At 42.9% G+C, this 17910-nt stretch carries 16 protein-coding genes; 7 read left to right on the top strand and 9 right to left on the bottom strand.

The window, feature by feature from the left end:
• Position 1: 1 nt before the first annotated feature.
• From NVS78_RS10895 to mce, 8 genes are all read right to left on the bottom strand, one after another.
• Positions 2 to 757: a TIGR02757 family protein gene (locus NVS78_RS10895; protein ID WP_286359197.1), complete on the bottom strand. Its 756-nt coding sequence runs from the start codon at positions 755 to 757 to the stop codon at positions 2 to 4.
• Positions 758 to 828: 71 nt separating this feature from the next.
• Complete coding sequence (gene mnmC2 / locus NVS78_RS10890; protein ID WP_286359196.1) at positions 829 to 1488, bottom strand: tRNA (5-methylaminomethyl-2-thiouridine)(34)-methyltransferase MnmC2; 660 nt, start codon at positions 1486 to 1488, stop codon at positions 829 to 831.
• A gap of 3 nt (positions 1489 to 1491) precedes the next feature.
• On the bottom strand, positions 1492 to 2520 hold the full coding sequence (locus tag NVS78_RS10885) for a threonine aldolase family protein (RefSeq protein WP_286359195.1): 1029 nt from the start codon (positions 2518 to 2520) through the stop codon (positions 1492 to 1494).
• Positions 2521 to 2621: 101 nt separating this feature from the next.
• On the bottom strand, positions 2622 to 3887 hold the full coding sequence (locus NVS78_RS10880; RefSeq protein ID WP_286359194.1) for a sodium ion-translocating decarboxylase subunit beta: 1266 nt from the start codon (positions 3885 to 3887) through the stop codon (positions 2622 to 2624).
• Positions 3888 to 3907: 20 nt separating this feature from the next.
• Positions 3908 to 4339 carry an acyl-CoA carboxylase biotin carboxyl carrier protein subunit gene (locus NVS78_RS10875; protein WP_041502162.1) on the bottom strand — a complete coding sequence of 144 codons (432 nt, stop codon included), beginning with the start codon at positions 4337 to 4339 and terminating at the stop codon, positions 3908 to 3910.
• Positions 4340 to 4351: 12 nt separating this feature from the next.
• Positions 4352 to 4699 (bottom strand): OadG family transporter subunit, encoded by a 348-nt coding sequence (locus NVS78_RS10870; protein ID WP_286359193.1) that lies wholly within the window; start codon positions 4697 to 4699, stop codon positions 4352 to 4354.
• A gap of 5 nt (positions 4700 to 4704) precedes the next feature.
• Positions 4705 to 6264, bottom strand: coding sequence for an acyl-CoA carboxylase subunit beta (locus NVS78_RS10865; protein WP_286359192.1), 1560 nt, complete (start codon positions 6262 to 6264; stop codon positions 4705 to 4707).
• Between the two features lie 37 nt (positions 6265 to 6301).
• Positions 6302 to 6706, bottom strand: a complete 405-nt coding sequence (mce, locus tag NVS78_RS10860) for a methylmalonyl-CoA epimerase (RefSeq protein ID WP_041502159.1) — start codon at positions 6704 to 6706, stop codon at positions 6302 to 6304.
• A gap of 266 nt (positions 6707 to 6972) precedes the next feature.
• Between mce and NVS78_RS10855 the strand changes: the two genes are divergently transcribed.
• The 7 genes from NVS78_RS10855 to NVS78_RS10825 all read left to right on the top strand — a co-directional run bounded on the left by NVS78_RS10855 (position 6973) and on the right by NVS78_RS10825 (position 16602).
• Positions 6973 to 7380 (top strand): hypothetical protein, encoded by a 408-nt coding sequence (locus tag NVS78_RS10855; RefSeq protein ID WP_041502158.1) that lies wholly within the window; start codon positions 6973 to 6975, stop codon positions 7378 to 7380.
• A gap of 197 nt (positions 7381 to 7577) precedes the next feature.
• Complete coding sequence (locus tag NVS78_RS10850; RefSeq protein ID WP_286359191.1) at positions 7578 to 8969, top strand: aminopeptidase P family protein; 1392 nt, start codon at positions 7578 to 7580, stop codon at positions 8967 to 8969.
• Between the two features lie 18 nt (positions 8970 to 8987).
• Entirely contained in the window at positions 8988 to 10112 is a 1125-nt protein-coding gene (gene dnaN, locus NVS78_RS10845) for a DNA polymerase III subunit beta (protein WP_286359190.1), read from the top strand.
• Between the two features lie 30 nt (positions 10113 to 10142).
• Complete coding sequence (locus NVS78_RS10840) at positions 10143 to 10919, top strand: 3'-5' exonuclease (RefSeq protein ID WP_286359189.1); 777 nt, start codon at positions 10143 to 10145, stop codon at positions 10917 to 10919.
• A gap of 245 nt (positions 10920 to 11164) precedes the next feature.
• Entirely contained in the window at positions 11165 to 12214 is a 1050-nt protein-coding gene (locus NVS78_RS10835) for an efflux RND transporter periplasmic adaptor subunit (protein WP_286359188.1), read from the top strand.
• Positions 12215 to 12226: 12 nt separating this feature from the next.
• On the top strand, positions 12227 to 15262 hold the full coding sequence (locus NVS78_RS10830; protein ID WP_041502153.1) for an efflux RND transporter permease subunit: 3036 nt from the start codon (positions 12227 to 12229) through the stop codon (positions 15260 to 15262).
• 68 nt (positions 15263 to 15330) lie between these two features.
• On the top strand, positions 15331 to 16602 hold the full coding sequence (locus tag NVS78_RS10825; protein WP_286359187.1) for a TolC family protein: 1272 nt from the start codon (positions 15331 to 15333) through the stop codon (positions 16600 to 16602).
• A 69-nt stretch (positions 16603 to 16671) separates the two neighbouring features.
• Here NVS78_RS10825 and NVS78_RS10820 read toward each other — a convergent pair whose 3' ends face one another.
• On the bottom strand, positions 16672 to 17820 hold the full coding sequence (locus tag NVS78_RS10820) for an alpha/beta hydrolase (protein WP_286359186.1): 1149 nt from the start codon (positions 17818 to 17820) through the stop codon (positions 16672 to 16674).
• Positions 17821 to 17910: the final 90 nt, after the last annotated feature.

Genomic DNA, 17910 nt, shown 5'->3' with positions numbered 1-17910 from the left:
ATTATTTTGCGAATGCTCCCAAACCGAAAAGGGCAAAATCATAACGGATCGGATCGATGGGGTCGAACTCCCGAAGACGGCAAGTTAATTCAAGAACCGCTTGTCGATCGTTTTGCGATCGAGTTAAAAGTCCTAATTGTCTGCTGACATTTCCGGTATGCAAGTCCAACGGAATAAGAAGGGCAGAAGTAGGGATTTCTTTCCATAGTCCGAAGTCAATTTCATCCCGACGGACCATCCAGCGCAGGAACATGTTAATCCGCTTGGCTGCAGATCCCTTCTCTACATTGGCAATATGACGCAGAACTCTGGTATTCGCCGGAGAAGACGTAAATATCGTGTGCCATTCCGCCAATACGTCGAACATATCCAGATGTTGTCGGTAAGCTCGGGAAAACAGACCTTCTAATCCACCGTAATCTTTATAAATGCGGGAAAGTGATTTGAAAAAGTAGATACAATCGTAATCATTGAAAGTGCGGTGCTTAAAGCCCGACAAACAGGAGTAATCGGCATCCGTTGCATGAAGGACAAAGTCATAGGGAGCGTAATCCACTCGTTTCATCAACTCTTTGCATTTTTTTATAATAGTCGGTCGTTGGCCCCAGGCTAATGTGGCTGCCATGAATCCGGCAATTTCAATGTCTTCCTTCTCCTCAAAAAGTTTAGGGATTTGGATGGGATCCGTTTCGATAAAAAAATCGGATCTGCAATACTCAATGTATTTCTCGTCAAGAAGTTGTTTTAGTGCAGACATAGTTGAAATTATTTTCAGTTTTTATAATCATATAATCACCTAATCATATAATCACCTAATCACTCAATCACCTAAATCTTCTCCCCTCTCAGCATCTCCCGTTTTCCCGGGGGACCGGGAAGGCGTTTCAGGTTAAATCCGATGTTGCGGAGAGCTCTTTTCACGGTTCCTTTCACACAATAGGTTGTAAGAATTCCTTCCGGTTTTAATGCTTTGTAAAACTTGGCGAACATATCTTCCGTCCACAGACGGGGTTGTACGTCGGGGGCAAAGGCGTCAAAGAAGACGATGTCGAAATATTCGTGGAAGTTGACTTCTTCAAAATCTGCCTTGTGTTTGTGGAGCGTGAAATAGGGCGTTATGACAACATTCTCGTTCCAGGGGGCATTATGTAATCGTGCGAATAAAGATGCGTTTTCCGGAGCGAAATGATCCGGATAATTGAGCTGTTCCACTTCTTGAAGGGTCAGCGGATATTTTTCAAAGGTATGGAATATCACGTTCCTTTGATTTTCACGAGCCTCCATAAGTGTCAAAAAAGCGTTTAACCCGGTTCCGAATCCGGCTTCCAGGATACGGATATTCTTTTGACCGTAATAGACTATTCCGGCTTTAATGAATACGTGAATCGATTCCTGTATCGCACCGTGAATAGAATGATAGGGCTCATTCAAATCGGGTATATACAGGGTATTGCTGCCGTCTTCCGTCGTGATGATCGCTCTATCCATCCTTTAGCACAACTCTTGACGCAGAAGATTTGCGAATTCGATGACATCGTTTTCCGTGGTGTCGAATGAACAAACCCATCTCACTTCGGCGGCGTCTTCATCCCATACGTAAAAAAAGCATTCATTTTGAAGTTTGGAGATTTTTTCTCTCGGAATAATGGCGAAGATTTCATTCGCTTCCACTTTTTGCGTGATGTTTACGGAGGGTATCTGTTCTGCGGCATTGGCCAGTTTTTGTGCCATGGCATTGGCATGAGCCGCCGATTTTAACCATAAATTATCTTTTAACATGGCGGAGAACTGGGCGGCAATAAAACGGGATTTAGAGTGTAATTGCATCAGTTGCTTCCGGATATACTTAACCTCTTTCGACATTCGTGTATTGAAAAAAATGACGGCTTCCCCGAACATCATACCGTTTTTGGTTCCACCGAAACTTAGCACGTCGATACCCGCTTCTTTGGTTATACTGGCTGCGGTACATCCCAGATAAGCAACGGCATTGGCTAATCGGGCTCCGTCCATGTGGACATACATATCGCGGGCATGGGCGAAATCGCAAATTTCTTTCAACTCTTCACGCGTGTAGACGGTTCCGAGTTCCGTGCATTGGGTTAAAGAGATTATTTTCGGTTGGGAGTGGTGTTGATCGTCGAATCCATGCATATGGTTATGAATCAGTCCCAGGGTGAGTTTCCCGTCATACGTCGGAACGGTCAACAGCTTACTTCCGGTCTGTTTCTCGATAGCCCCGCATTCGTCCACGTTGATATGGGCTGTTTCTGCACAAATGATGGCATTGTACGAATGCGTGAATGCCGAGAGGCTCAAAATATTGGCTCCCGTTCCGTTGTAAACGAAATAGACGTCTATATCGTCTCCGAACAGTTGTTTGAAATCTTCAACGGCTTTTTCCGTGTATTTGTCTTCCCCGTAGGAGTGTTGATGCCCGAAAGCCGATTCTTCCAGTGCTTTGAAAACTTCCGGTAATACTCCGGAGAAGTTATCACTACCGAAACCTCTAAGTCCCATGAATAGAAATTGAATTAAATGGTTAAAGGAAAATGATCCGAACGAACGGAATATAAAAAGACTACCTCAAAAACAGATTTGAGGTAGTCTCGGATATCGAATTATCCCAAGAAAGACAATAATATACCGGCGGCTACGGCAGAACCGATAACTCCGGCTACGTTGGGTCCCATGGCATGCATCAGCAGGAAGTTGCCCGGGTTGGCTTCTTGGCCTACGTTTTGTGATACGCGGGCAGCCATCGGAACGGCGGAAACTCCGGCGGAACCGATCAACGGATTGATCTTGTTTTTGGTAAACAAGTTCATGAATTTTGCCAGTAAAACTCCACCGGCACTACCGATACTGAAAGCCAGAATACCGATAACCAGAATAGCCAGTGTCTGGAAATTCAGGAAAGCGGCGGCTGTCGTGGTCGCTCCGACGGAAATCCCTAAAAATATCGTACAGATATTCATCAACTCGTTTTGAACCGTTTTGCTCAAGCGTTCGACCACACCGCATTCGCGCATCAGGTTGCCCAGCATCAGACATCCGATTAGAGGAGCTGCAGAGGGTAAGAGTAACGATACGAAGATGGTTACGACGATCGGGAATACGATTTTCTCTTTTTTGGAAACTTTACGCAATTGTTGCATCACAATTTCCCGTTCTTTCTGGGTTGTCAGCGCTTTCATGATCGGCGGTTGGATCACGGGAACCAATGCCATGTAGGAATAAGCCGCTACCGCGATAGGACCAAGTAACCCCGGAGCCAGCTTAGACGTCAGGTAAATGGCTGTAGGGCCATCGGCTCCCCCGATAATACCTATTGAGCCTGCTTCCGCGTAGGTGAATCCGAGTGCAAGGGCTCCCAAGAATGTTGCGAAGATTCCGAGTTGAGCTGCCGCACCTAACAGAAAACTTTTAGGATTAGCCAATAGCGGACCGAAATCCGTCATTGCCCCGACACCGATAAAAATGATACAGGGATAAATCCCTAATTTTACTCCTAAATAAATATAATCCAGCAAACCGACGTTATTATAGTTTGCAAAATTGCCCCAATGTACGTGTCCTCCTTCAAAGAGTTCCGGATGGTACAATCCTGCCCCGGGCAAGTTCGTCAGCAACATCCCGAAAGCGATGGGTAACAATAACAAGGGCTCGAATTTTTTAACAATGGCTAAATAAAATAGTACGCAAGCTACGACTATCATGACCAGACATAACCAGTTCCCGGAATAGAGATGTGCAAATCCTGTGTCATTCAGGAATTTGGTCACTTTTTCTCCCATATCGATCTCTTCTGCTCCGGCAGCAAAGGGCATGATAAATATTCCGAGTAATAAGGCTATCTTTAACAGGTATTTTTTTACTTGTTTCATTTTCAAATGTTTTACGGTAATTAAGCCAATTCAACAAGTGGGTCGTCCTGTGAAACACTCTGACCTACGGTAACATGAATTGTTTTCACTTGGCCGTCGCTACTTGCCACGATGTTATTTTCCATTTTCATGGCTTCCATCACAAGCAGGCAATCTCCGCGTTTCACCTGACTGCCGACTTTGACACTGATTGCGGATATCGTACCGGGAAGCGGTGCTTTAATCGTGTTGGTTTTGTTGGACGCCGTATTTTGCGCCGGACTCTTGTACGTGGTCGATGTCGGTATTGCTGCGGGCTTGCGGGGTACGGCGGTAGGAGCGACCGTATTCCTACTTTCGTAAGTTACGTCATAAGATATCCCGTTCACCTCGACCGTGGCCTTGTTATGGTCCGTTATATTGACAGTTACGTCGAAGTTGTTTTCGTCTATGGTGATTTTGAATTTATTCATAATCTGTTTATTTTACTTATTAAGATTTCTCATGCCATAAATTTTAGAGCTCCACGGAGAATAACGTTTTTCGACCTCTTCGATCGTGATTACATGAGGCTCTTCGTCATGGGAGTTAAAATATAGATGCATAGCCATGGCAACGGCAGCTTGTTCGTGTGGGGTCGGATGGGTATCCGTCGTCACAACTGTTTTTTCCGGTTCTATAACCGCTTTGGTGGCATGATCTTTCACTTGATTTGCGATCTTGGTCTGTAAATTAATGATCCAGATCAAAAGAACCAATAATAGAAACACTGTCAGCATTCCTACACCTGTAATGAGGAGAGCATAACCCCAGTTTATTGCTAATGTGATCATATGGCTTACAACGGTATATTTGAATGTTTCTTCATCGGGTTAACGATGCGCTTGGTCTGTAAAGACTGGAAAGCGCGGATAACGCGGAAACGCGTATTACGCGGGTCGATGACATCATCGATGTATCCGTATGAAGCGGCTTTGTACGGGTTTGCGAAAGCCGTGTTGTATTCCTCTTCTTTTGTGGCAACGAACTTAGCTTTTTCCTCCGGATCGGAGATGGCGGCTAACTCCTTGCCATACAATACTTCAATGGCACCCTTGGCTCCCATAACGGCGATTTGTGCTGTCGGCCAGGCGTAGTTGAAATCCCCGCGCAATTGTTTGCACGACATCACGTCGTGAGCACCACCGTAGGATTTCCGTAAAGTAATGGTTACTTTCGGTACGGTTGCCTCTCCGTAAGCAAACATGAGTTTTGCCCCGTGGGTGATGATGCCGCCGTATTCTTGCATGCGTCCCGGTAAAAATCCCGGTACGTCAACCAAGGTTAACACGGGAATGTTGAAACAGTCGCAGAAACGCACGAAGCGGGCTGCTTTGCGGGAGGCTTCGATGTCAAGTACTCCGGCGTAGAAATTCGGCTGGTTAGCGATCACACCGACGGAACGTCCTCCCATGCGGCAGAATCCGACAATGATATTCCGTGCATAACGTTTGTGAACTTCCAGGAATTTTCCGTTGTCCACGATGGCTTTAATAACATCCATCATGTTGTACGGTAAATTCGGATTATCGGGAATCAACTCGTTTAACTGGTCTTCCAAACGATCGATCGGATCATTGCATGGAGCGATCGGGGTTTCTTCCAAGTTGTTAGACGGTAGGTAAGAGAGCAAATCGCGGATAATAGCGATTCCCTCTTCCTCGTTTTCTGCCAGGAAATGAGAAACGCCGGATTTCGTTGAATGAACTTCCGCACCTCCTAATTCTTCGGTCGTGATGTCTTCTCCTGTTACGGTTTTTACAACCTTCGGACCGGTTACGAACATATAAGACGATTGATCGGTCATCAGAATGAAGTCCGTCAACGCGGGAGAATACACGGCTCCTCCGGCACAAGGACCGAATATGGCGGAGATTTGCGGAATTACTCCCGAAGCCAGAATGTTCCGTTCGAAAATTTCGGCGTATCCGGCTAAAGAGTTAACACCTTCTTGAATACGGGCACCGCCTGAGTCGTTCAATCCGATGATAGGAGCTCCCACGGTCATAGCTTTATCCATCACCTTGCAAATTTTTTGAGCTAACGTTTCGGAAAGTGCTCCACCGAAAACCGTGAAGTCTTGAGCGAAAACAAATACGAGACGTCCGTCAATTGTTCCCTGACCGGTCACCACGCCGTCTCCCAAAAACTTGGTTTTTTCCATGCCGAAATTGTAGCAACGGTGTGTTATGAACATATCGAACTCTTCGAAACTGTTTTCATCCAGCAACATGGCGATTCTTTCTCGAGCGGTATATTTCCCTTTCTTGTGCTGGGATTCTATTCGCTTTTCCCCTCCGCCAAGTCTCGCCTGGGCTCGTAATTCGATTAACTCTTTGACTTTATCTTGATTGGTCATAGTATCAAAATTTATATAGGCTGATTATCTGAAAAAATTATTTTGTCCCGCAAAGTTCCGTCAATACTCTGAACGTTGATTTCGGGTGAAGGAATCCGATTCTTAGTCCTTCTGCACCTCCGCGGGGTGCTTTGTCGATTAGCTGACAACCTGCAGCTTGTGCATCGTTCAATGCGGTTTGAACATCTTCAACGGCGAAAGCTATGTGGTGCATACCGCCTCCGTTTTTTTCCACGAATTTACCGATAGGGCCTTCCGGATCAGTCGACTCCAGTAATTCAATTTTTGTCTGTCCCACTTTGAAGAAGGCCGTTTTTACTTTTTGATCTTTTACTTCTTCAATTGCATAGCATTCTAATCCCAATACTTTTTCATAAAATGGAATGGCTTCATCCAAACTGGCAACGGCAATGCCAATGTGCTCGATATGAGTTGGTTTCATCGTGATAAAATTTAATTAATTAGATATTATGTTTAATCTTAATTTGTTTTCCACACATATTTTTAGAACTTTTTGTCTGCTAAAAATACAAGGTGCGAAATTACTGATTGTTATTGCGATTTTCAAACAATTTGATGTTGATTATTCTTAAAAAACAATGTTTAGAATCGTTTTAAATAAACTGCAAAAAATCAATGGTTTCCTTCTGTAACTCTTTACTTGATAAATACGTAAATCTTAAAAAATGAAATAAAAAATAAGAGATCATGAGTAGACAGAAATTAGTTGTTTTTATTATGGCGATCATCGGAATGATAGCTACTTTTTTACCTTGGTACGAAGTAAACCTTTATGGTTCGATTATGGGATATCAGTCGGCGGGTTGGTTCACGTTCATTATGTTTGCCGTCGCTTTTTTATTGGGGCTGAGGGGAAAATTGAGAGAAGATATGGGTGTGGGTTGGGTATACATCGGTTCGGGTTTCAGTTTGGCCGCGGCTTTTGTGGTGTTATGGCGCATTATCGTTATTTATTTGGATAAGGAGGGAGCTGCGACGACATTGACCGGGGAGATGATGGCGGAGGAAGTACGGGTTTTGTATGGCGCTTATCAGGTAGTCATTGCCGGAATATGTCTTCCTTTCGGGGCATTTCTTTTTCAGCGGAAAAAATGAAGAAAATAAATAAATTCCGGGATCGGGGGACTTGGAGAGTTAAAGAAGAACTCAATTCCCTGATCCCGGAATGGTTGTGTTTAAAAAGAGAGGAATTTGTGATTTTGGAAATAAATTTTTTCATCTATTAAAAAAAATCAGTACCTTGTCGTCTCATTTCTGACGTTGAAAATTATTCATTAAAATAACAATAAGATATGTTTGATAAAAGCGTGTATGTTAGTAGAAGAAAGCGACTTATTGAGAAAATGAGTAGCGGTTTGATACTTATTCTCGGTAATGGAGAAGCCCCTGCGAATTATACGGATAACACCTATAAGTTCAGACAGGATAGCTCGTTTCTTTATTTTTTCGGGTTGAATTTGCCCGGTTTTGCCGGGGTGCTGGATGTAGATTCCGGTAAAGAGTATATTTTCGGGAACGATGTGGATATGGACGATATTATCTGGATGGGCCCCCAACCGACCGTGAAAGATATGGCTGCTGGCGTCGGAGTCGCTGATACGGCACCTTTTACCAAATTAGCTGATTGTTTGAAGGAGGCGATAGCTGCCGGACGCAAAATTCATTTCTTACCTCCTTATCGGTATCGAAATAGGATTATTTTGGAGGATTTGCTGGGCATTCATCACTCTTTGGTGAAGAGTTATGCTTCGTTAGAGTTGGTTAAGGCTGTTATCTCCTTGCGTTCCGTGAAAGAACCGTGTGAGATTGATGAAATTAACCGGGCTTGTAACATCGGATACGAAATGCATGTGACAGCGATGAAACACGCTCAGCCGGGAGTGAAAGAACAGTATATTGCCGGATTGATCGAAGGTATTGCCGCTTCTTACGGTAATATGGTCTCTTTCCCGGTTATTTTATCTCAAAATGGAGAGACCTTGCATAATCATGACCACAGTAAGATATTGACGGAAGGACGCATGATGCTGACGGATGCCGGGGCCGAATCGGTTATGAATTATTGTTCGGATTTTACGCGTACCGTACCTGTCGGAGGAAAATTTAACCAGAGGCAAAAAGAGATTTATAATATAGTACTGGCTTGTAATAATAAGGCCATGGAAATTGCCCGTCCGGGAGTGACTTATCAATATGTACACCTGGAGGCCTGCAAGGTGTTGGCCCAGGGGTTGAAGGATCTCGGATTGATGAAAGGAGACGTGAATGAGGCGGTTGCTGCCGGTGCGCATGCCTTGTTTATGCCTCACGGTTTAGGTCATATGATGGGGTTGGACGTGCATGATATGGAAGATTTGGGACAGATATACGTAGGATACGATGAGGTTACCCGTCCGATTAACCAGTTCGGTGCTTCTTCTTTGCGGATGGGAAGAATGTTACAACCGGGTTTTGTTATTACGGATGAACCGGGTTGTTATTTTATTCCAGCTTTGATTGATCAGTGGAGAGCACAAGGCATGCATAAAGATTATTTGGTGTATGACAAGATCGAAGCTTATAAAGATTTCGGGGGTATTCGTTTGGAGGACGATATCCTAATCACGGAAAACGGTTGTGAATGCATGGGAGATCGTCGTGCTCCGATTACCGTTGAAGAAGTCGAAAATACTATGCAAATGTAAATTTAAAATCGTATTAATATGAAGTTTGTTATATCAAGTAGCACTTTTCTTTCTCGGTTGCAAGCGGTGAGTCGCGTCATTAGCGGAAAGCCTGCTCAGCCGATTCTGGATAATATTTTATTGGTGGCTAAAGACAATAGGTTGTATGTTACCGCATCCGATAAAGAAACTACCATGGAAGCCCGTGTAGAGTTGGAACAATTGGAGACTCCCGGTAGTATTACCATTCCTGCTAAATTATTGTTGGATATATTGAAGGAGTTTCCGGAGCAACCGTTGACTTTTGAAATCAATGAGGCGACTCATAAAGTGACGATTATTTCCGACAAGGGCGAGTTTTCCGTGATGGGAGAGAGTGCGGAGGATTATCCGGTACAATCCGGTTTGGACGAAAATTCGGTCGTGTTAGTAACCAATTGCGGCATGTTGTTAGAAGGGATCTCCAAGACCGTTTTTGCAACGGCGAACGACGATCTTCGTCCGGTGATGAACTGCATTCTGATTGAGATGAACGCGGAAAATTTCACTTTTGTCGCTTCTGATGCTCATAAATTGGTACGATACAAGCGTTTCGATGCTCGTACGGATGGAGAGCAACGGGCTTTGATCCTGCCGAAAAAACCCTCTTTATTATTGAAGAATATTTTACCGAAAGATGAAAGCGAATTGAAAATGCAATTCAATGAAAAAATGGCCTGTTTCGTTTTCGGAGATTACAAGATGATATGTACTCTTGTGGAGGGACGTTTCCCGAATTATAATTCGGTTATTCCTCAAAATAATCCCAAGAAGATTATTATTGAGAAAAAAGAGTTGTATAATACCCTGAGAAGAGTCTCCGTAATGGCTAATCAAGCCAGTAATTTGGTGAAATTCGATTTGACAAGAGGTTCGATGGTTATCTCGGCTCAGGATGTGGATTATGCTATGTCCGGACACGAAACGATCTCGTGTCAATACGACGGAGAGGAGATGGCAATCGGGTTTAAATCTCCTTTCGTGTTGGAAATCTTAGCTAATTTGAATACGGAATATTTTGTATTGGAGTTATCGGATCCGAGTCGTCCCGGTCTCTTCCTGCCTTATGAAAGCGATAATCAGGAGGAGGATTTATTGATGCTATTGATGCCGATGATGGTATAATAGCTTATTTGAAATTTAAATTGGAAGTTTGTGAAGCTAAAACTGACCTGCCCGATCGTTTTCTTTGATTTGGAAACGACGGGTATTAACATCGCCAAGGACAAGATTGTTGAAATATCTGTTTTGAAAATTCACCCTAATGGGAAAGAAGAACAGAGAACCCTCCGGATAAATCCGGAGATGCATATACCGGAACAAGCGACCGCGATTCATGGTATTAAGGACGAAGATGTAAAGGATTGTCCTGTTTTTAAGGAGGTAGCTAAAGAGTTGGCCCGTTTTATTGAAGGATGTGATCTGGGAGGATATAATTCGAATCGTTTTGATATTCCTCTGCTTGCAGAAGAGTTTTTGAGGGTGGGAGTGGATTTTGATATGCGCAGACGCAGATTTGTGGATGTACAAACTATTTTTCATAAGATGGAACAACGTACGTTGAGTGCGGCTTATCGTTTTTATTGTGATAAGAATTTGGAAGATGCACATACCGCTGCGGCGGATACCTTGGCTACTTATGAAGTATTGCAATCTCAGTTGGAACGTTATGAGGGGCAGTTGGAAAATGATATTACTTTTTTGAGTAAGTTTTCGTCGCAAAGTAATAACGCGGATTTCGCCGGTTTTATCGTGTATGATGAGAATGGGGTTGAGGTATTTAATTTTGGAAAAAATAAGGGGATTCCCGTACTTCAGGTATTGAAAGAGCAACCGGGGTATTTTGCCTGGATGCTGAATAGTGAATTTCCATTGTATACGAAAAAAATATTGACTGAAATTAAATTGAGAAGTGCTGGCTTAATGAAGTGATTCGTTTGAATAGTATAGAATACGTATGATTAATTAAAAACGTTCGATAATGCCATCGAACGTTTTTTTAGTTCAAAATGTGTATAAATGAACTTTTTATGGTTTATTTCGTATTGTATATATTTGGGTGAAATCTTTGTCTGAATTTTTGCTTCATTTCGTTCATTGTGATTCTGGCATGGAAGTTGTAAAGACGTAGCCCTTGTAGTAAAGAAATGGATTAATAATTAATAATAATTTGTTTTATGAGGTGTAAATGGGCAATTGTAGGTTTATACGTACTTCTGGGCATCTCTTGTAAAGGGAAAAAGGATAACGCGGCTCCCGATATTATCCGTCCAGTAAAGGTTGTAAAAGTAGAATCGTTAGATGCTATCAATAAGGTGTATACGGGGATCGTCGAGGCGGAAGAATATAGCAATCTGGCTTTTAAAGTATCGGGTCCGTTAATTGAAATGAACGTGGAGGAGGGACAGAAAATAAAGAAAAATCAAATCATCGCGCAGGTAGATCCCTTGGATTATCGGTTACAATACGAAGCGAATAAAGCTGCCTATTTGACGGCTAAATCTCAATTGGAGCGGAATAAGAAACTATTGGCTATGCAAGCCATTTCCAAGCAAGATTATGAGATAGCGGAGGCGAATTACATTAAAGGAAAATCGGCTTATGAAACTTCACAAAATACATTGGAGGATACGAAATTGAGAGCTCCTTTCGACGGGTTCGTGGAAAAAAAATTCGTGGAAAATTATCAGAAAGTGATGCCGGGAGAGTCTATTATAAAATTGGTGAATCCCCGCAAATTAGCTGTCAGTTTTACCTTACCGGAGACAAGTGTGGATTTGACTCGGGTACCGATGACGGTAACGGTTGAGTTTGATACTTATAAAGGGATTTGGTTTAAAGCCCGAGTAAAAGAGTTTATCGATGCTTCTCCTGACGGGACGGGTATTCCTGTAAAATTGTCCATTGATGATTCTCGTTTTTCCAGGGATATACATACTATTTATCCAGGGTTCTCCTGTAAAGTTAACTTGAAGATCGAAACGGCAGTAGCAGGTAGTTATATCGTGCCGATGAGTGCTCTTTTTAAGGATTTGAACACGGGTAAAACATGCGTGTGGTTATACAACACGACTTCGGAGACGGTAAAGAGTCAGGCGGTGGAAATCGGACAATTGATCGGCAATGATAAGGTGATCGTGGAGAAAGGATTGAATAGCGATAATATCATTGTAGTAGCGGGTGCTAACTACATCACGGAAGGTCAAAAAGTAAAAATATTAAAATAATAAGGGAAAATTATGAATATAGCAAAATATTCGCTGGATAACACGAAAGTAATCTATTTTTTCCTGGCCATATTGATGATCGGAGGCGTTTTGTCGTTTGATTTATTAGGGAAAAAAGAGGATTCTCCTTTTGTGATTAAAACGGCAGTGATTATTACGCAGTATCCGGGAGCGACACCCGCTGAAGTGGAACAATTGATCACGGAACCTATAGAGCGGGAAATTCAGTCTATGCGGCGTGTGCATAAAATAAATTCGGAGTCTTTTTATGGAATGTCTAAAATTAAAATTGAGTTGAGTCCTGCGACCCCTCCGGATGAAATGCCTCAGATGTGGGATGAATTGAGGCGTAAAGTATTGAATATCCAACCGAGTCTGCCTCAGGGAGCTTCTCAAATTAGCGTATCGGATGATTTTGGAGATGTATTCGGCATATATTACGGTTTGACGGCTGACGAGGGATTTAGCTATCACGATTTGAGAGAGTGGGGACAAAAATTGAAAACTCAATTGGTGACGATAGACGGTGTGCAAAAAGTGGCGTTGTTCGGAGAACAAACGGAAGTGGTAAACGTTTTTATAACGATGTCTAAATTAGCTAATTCCGGGTTAAATCTAAACACGTTGATCAATACTATAAAATCCCAAAATTCACTTATCAACACGGGGGTAAAGAGGGCTGGGAATATTGAATTGAAAATCCTTGCCGATGGAACTTATAAGACTTTGGACGATATCCGGAATCAATTAATTGTGACAGAAACCGGACAGCAAGTTCGCTTGGGGGATATCACGATCGTGGAAAAGGGGTATCTGGATCCGCCCTCCAGTTTGATTCGGGTGAATGGTAAACGGGCTATAGGAATCGGTATCTCTACGGTACCCGATATGGATGTGGTAAAGGCCGGAGAAAAGGTGAAGGCTAAATTGAGCCAGTTGGTGGAGATGATGCCTGTAGGTATCGAATTGGTAACTCTTTATCCGGAGAATGAAATTGCAAGGGAAGCAAATAACGGATTTATTTTGAATCTGATAGAGTCCGTCGTGATCGTTATTTTGATAATCCTGCTCGTTATGGGAACTCGAGCAGGGGTATTGATCGGTTCTTCCTTGCTATTTTCCATCGGCGGAACCATGTTAATCATGCAATTCATGGGTGTAGGATTAAACAGGACCTCTTTGGCGGCTTTTATTATTGCCATGGGTATGTTGGTCGATAATGCCATTGTCGTCACGGATAATGCCCAGATATTGATAAAAAAGGGAATGAGGCGGCGGGATGCTCTGATAAAGGGAGCGACCTCTCCTCAGTGGGGATTGTTGGGGGCGACCTTGATAGCCATCTTCTCCTTTTTACCCCTCTATCTCGCTCCTTCGGCAGTCGCGGAGATGGTAAAGCCTTTGTTTATCGTGTTGGCTGTTTCTCTGGCATTGAGTTGGATATTGGCATTGACGCAGACGACAGTATTCGGTAATTTTATCTTAAAAGAAGGAAGCGGTGAGGCCGTGAAGGATCCTTATGATACGAAATTTTATAATAAATTCACCTCTGTATTGCGGGAATTGATACATCATAAGGTACTAACGCTTGTTACCGTGATCATATTGTTTTTCGTTTCGCTTTATATTATGGGGGCCATGCCTCAAAACTTTTTTCCGAATATGGATAAACCCTATTTCCGTGCAGATTGTTTCTTGCCGGAAGGGTATAGTATTCGCGAATCGGAAAAAATATTGATGGAGATAGAGGGATATTTGATGAAACAGAAGGAGGTGAAAAATGTCTCCTTAACAGTGGGTAGTTCTCCGTTACGTTATTATTTGGCCAGTACCTCTTTCGGTCCGAAATCGAATTTCGGTAATTTGTTAATAGAAGTGGACGATAAGTCTGATTCTCCTATTTTAGAGGAGAGATTGAATGCTTATGTCCGGGAAAATTATCCGGATGTATTGATCCGTTCTTCTCTGTTTAAACTTTCTCCGGCCGTAGAGGCCTCTATTGAAATCGGTTTTATCGGGGACAATATAGATACCCTGGTTGCCTTGACCAATCGCACCATGAAAATCATGCGGGAAACCGGAATGGTCACTGATGTGCGGAACAGTTGGGGAAATAAGGTGCCGGTTTGGGAGCCTGCTTACTCTCAGGAGAGGGGACAACGGGTGGGAATTACTCGACAATCCGTTGCCTACGCGTTGAAGATTGCAACCAATGGGTTAGCGCTTGGGGATTATCGGGAAAAAGACCTGTTTATGCCGATTTTATTGAAAGAAGATGGATTGGATACCAAGAATCTCGATAATATGAAAACCCTACCGGTATTTACCTCGAAAGGTTTGACCGTCCCGTTGGCTCAGGTTGTGGATAGTTTTGCTTATGATTATAATTTTAATGTTATCAAGCGTTATAATCGGGATCGGGTAATGATGGCCCAATGCGACGCGAAAAGAGGAGTAAATACGAAAGCTGCTTTTGCCAAGGTCTTGAGCAAGGTGAAGCAGATGGATCTGCCGGAAGGCTATGCGATGAAGGTTTTTGGAGAGGAGGAGACGCAGGAAGAATCAAATCAGGCTTTGGCTGCTAACATGCCCCTGACCTTGATACTGATGTTTATCGTGCTTTTGTTGCTATTTCGTACTTATCGAAAACCGACGGTCATTTTATTGATGGTTCCGCTAATCTTTATAGGTGTCGTTTTTGGATTGTTAGTGATGGGAAAAATGTTTGACTTTTTTGCCCTGTTAGGCGTGTTGGGATTGGTTGGAATGAATATAAAAAATGCTATTGTGCTGGTGGATCAGATAGGAATAGAACAGGAAAACGGTTTGGCTCCTTTGGATGCTGTTTTGCAGGCTACAAAATCCAGGATCGTACCGGTGACGATGGCTTCAGGAACGACTATCTTGGGAATGCTGCCCTTGTTGTTCGATGCCATGTTCGGGGGAATGGCCGCTTGTATCATGGGCGGATTGTTGATAGCCAGTTTATTGACCATAGTCGTATTGCCGGTGACTTATTGTTTGATTTTTAGGATAAAAGTAAGATAGGGCGTGGAATCCCGATTCTTGAAGTTGCAGGGTCGGGAGCCACCGTCTAAATTCATAAACAAAAAAATATGAAACAATTTATTTTGAGTATATCGATCCTGTTGACTGCTATTACGGTGAACGGACAAGCGTTGACGCTGACCTTGGAACAATATCGCCAAAAGGTATTGGAGTATAATCAAGATGTAAAGCAGTCGAGGGAAGCTGTAAAAGCTGCCGTTTCCGCTTTGAAAGCGATCAAGACAGGTTTTTTTCCCAAGGTCCAGATAGGAGGAGATTATTCTTATCAATTCGAGGATGTGGAGTTTATGCAGGGGATTGATATGAAGCATAATAATTATTCCGCCACCGCAACGGCTTCCCAGAATATATATTCCGGAAGCGGAGTGAAAAAGCAACGGGATGCAGCGAGATTGCAGGAAGCTATTGCGCGGTTGAGTGAGGATTTGACAAGGGATAATATTGTTTATGCCGCAGATTTGAGCTATTGGTCGGTTGCTGCTAACGAAACCCTTTATCTGATATCGGAAGAGTTTGTATTGATTGTACGTGAGTTATACGATATCGTGAATAAACGTTTCGATGAGGGTGCGATCAGTAAAACAGATGTATTAATGGTAAAGACTCGGTTAAAGGAGGCAGAATTACAGTTGTCAACGGCTGGTATGAACTTTAAAACAGCCATGCAATCGCTAAAGATTATGATGGGAGTTACTTTGGAGGAGACGGTTGTTGTCATTGATTCCATTCAGAAACCGATGGTTGTTCCCGCGTTACAGCCTGTTGAGACGGCCTTGAAGCGTCGTCCTGATTTTCAGATCGCCATGGAAAATCTGAATTTGGCGAAACAACAAACAAAAATAGTGCGGGCAAAATATCTTCCTCAGTTCAGTATCGGCTTAAAAGAGGCATGGGGAACACCGATGATTAATGTAGACGGCAAAGAGCGTTTTACCACGGTAGCTTTTGCCAAATTGAGTATGCCTGTATTCAATTGGGGAGAGAAACGTCACTATGTACAGCAGAATCGAGCCATGGAGGTTTATAAGGAATTGGAGATCAGTAAAGTGGAAGATCAGATTAAAGAGGAGTTAGCTAATGCCTGGGTGAAGTTGAATGAATCGGCCAAACGAGTGGAGATAGCACAGTCCACCTTGGATATTTCCCGGGAAAACTTAATGTTAAATACATTTAGTTATAACGAGGGAAGGTTACCGATATTGGATGTGCTTTCATCCCAGGCAACCTGGTTGCAAGCATATACGAGTGTGGTTTCCGCGAATTATCAGTACAAGGTGGCCTTGGCGGAATATGTTAAAATATTGGGAGGGTACGAGTGACTTAGGGAGCGGAGATTCACGGTTTCGGATTTGTGGGCATTACGATTAGAAAGATAGGGATAAAGTTTTTTATAGTTTGAGTGCTACCTGTAAATAGAATTGAATTCCGGCTTCGCCGTGGTCTCCTTGAAGGGAGACGAAGTTAACCTTACATCCGTGTTGTCGAAACGAATGAAAGGCATGTTCGACATTTAGGTAGGGTACGTACGTATCATCGGGAGAGTGCATCAGCGTGATGGAAGAGTTCGGAGTCCAGTCGACAAGAGAATTTTGTTTTAAAGCTCTTTCCAGTTTCTTTATGGAGTTGTTTTTCTCCGGCAAAAAGAAAGCAGGCGACAATATTTTTTCCGACCGATGACCTAACCGGGAGTTTATTTCCGGTAAATCTTGTTTTCCGTCAAAGAGGGAAATGACCTGATCGGGAGAGATGAAAATCTCGTTCCAAGCTAACTGCAAATGGTTACCCGTGTTTAAACCGAGGATGAGATAGGGAATAAAAGCGGGTTGGGAGATATAATTTTGATTCAAAAAACAGTTGTAGGTGGCTTCCAAATCATAAGCACCCCCTCCTGCAAAAGTTTGTTTGACTTTTAGGTCGGTAGCGGGTATTTCTTCGATTTTCTTCAATAAAGCGAGAGTGGCGTTTCCTCCTTGTGAATATCCCATCAGGGAGATCTCTTCCGGGACGGGAAAACGAATGGATTGCAGGTACTCTTTGCCGGCCCTGATCATATCTATGCAGGACTGGGCAGTACTGTTGCTGTGAAAGAAAGGATGGAATAGATGTTCCGTTTCTCCGAATCCGATGTAGTCCGACATAAAAACGACTTGCTTAAAGAGAACGGGAGCAAGCTCGAAATGGAGAAGTTGGCGGGAAGGAGCTTGGGATTTTAAAAACAGAGAAGAGTGTTGTACGCTGGTAACTCCCGTTATTTTTTTGTTGGAAGGATAAGCGATAACGCCGGACGCAATAATATCCTGATTCTTGGAATCTTTTGTCCGGTAACGTATGGCCGTGACATGAATGTTCTGTAAAAGAACGGATAAGGACGAATAACGAATGAAAATTTCAGGATACCTGTTTTTTATCTCGTCAACGGAAAATTCTTTTTCCTGGATGACCGATACAAAGTAGTGGGGAGAGACAGCTTCTTCATCTTTGGAGCAGGAATAGAGTAACAAGAGTCCGATAACCGAAAAGAGTAAGAATTCTTTCATAATGTATATTTTTCATATGGATGCTCAAATATAATAAATTATATAAATTCAGCATCGGATGAATTACCGGGTGAAGAGTAAGATTTTTAT

The organism is Gabonibacter chumensis (assembly GCF_024741215.1).
In the GTDB taxonomy this organism is placed as follows: Bacteria; Bacteroidota; Bacteroidia; order Bacteroidales; family Marinifilaceae; genus Gabonibacter; species Gabonibacter massiliensis.
The sequence above is the reverse complement of the archived record's forward strand: the minus strand, read 5'-3'. Positions and strand labels throughout refer to the sequence as shown.

Excerpts from the sequence above, each read along its gene's own strand:
- NVS78_RS10855 (WP_041502158.1), top strand. The coding sequence starts at position 6,973 with ATGAGTAGACAGAAATTAGTTGTTTTTATTATGGCGATCATCGGAATG.
- NVS78_RS10865 (WP_286359192.1), bottom strand. The coding sequence starts at position 6,264 with ATGACCAATCAAGATAAAGTCAAAGAGTTAATCGAATTACGAGCCCAG.
- NVS78_RS10895 (WP_286359197.1), bottom strand. The coding sequence starts at position 757 with ATGTCTGCACTAAAACAACTTCTTGACGAGAAATACATTGAGTATTGC.
- NVS78_RS10830 (WP_041502153.1), top strand. The coding sequence starts at position 12,227 with ATGAATATAGCAAAATATTCGCTGGATAACACGAAAGTAATCTATTTT.
- NVS78_RS10880 (WP_286359194.1), bottom strand. The coding sequence starts at position 3,887 with ATGAAACAAGTAAAAAAATACCTGTTAAAGATAGCCTTATTACTCGGA.
- NVS78_RS10875 (WP_041502162.1), bottom strand. The coding sequence starts at position 4,339 with ATGAATAAATTCAAAATCACCATAGACGAAAACAACTTCGACGTAACT.
- NVS78_RS10820 (WP_286359186.1), bottom strand. The coding sequence starts at position 17,820 with ATGAAAGAATTCTTACTCTTTTCGGTTATCGGACTCTTGTTACTCTAT.
- NVS78_RS10885 (WP_286359195.1), bottom strand. The coding sequence starts at position 2,520 with ATGGGACTTAGAGGTTTCGGTAGTGATAACTTCTCCGGAGTATTACCG.
- NVS78_RS10850 (WP_286359191.1), top strand. The coding sequence starts at position 7,578 with ATGTTTGATAAAAGCGTGTATGTTAGTAGAAGAAAGCGACTTATTGAG.
- mce (WP_041502159.1), bottom strand. The coding sequence starts at position 6,706 with ATGAAACCAACTCATATCGAGCACATTGGCATTGCCGTTGCCAGTTTG.
- NVS78_RS10870 (WP_286359193.1), bottom strand. The coding sequence starts at position 4,699 with ATGATCACATTAGCAATAAACTGGGGTTATGCTCTCCTCATTACAGGT.
- NVS78_RS10835 (WP_286359188.1), top strand. The coding sequence starts at position 11,165 with ATGAGGTGTAAATGGGCAATTGTAGGTTTATACGTACTTCTGGGCATC.
- NVS78_RS10825 (WP_286359187.1), top strand. The coding sequence starts at position 15,331 with ATGAAACAATTTATTTTGAGTATATCGATCCTGTTGACTGCTATTACG.
- mnmC2 (WP_286359196.1), bottom strand. The coding sequence starts at position 1,488 with ATGGATAGAGCGATCATCACGACGGAAGACGGCAGCAATACCCTGTAT.
- dnaN (WP_286359190.1), top strand. The coding sequence starts at position 8,988 with ATGAAGTTTGTTATATCAAGTAGCACTTTTCTTTCTCGGTTGCAAGCG.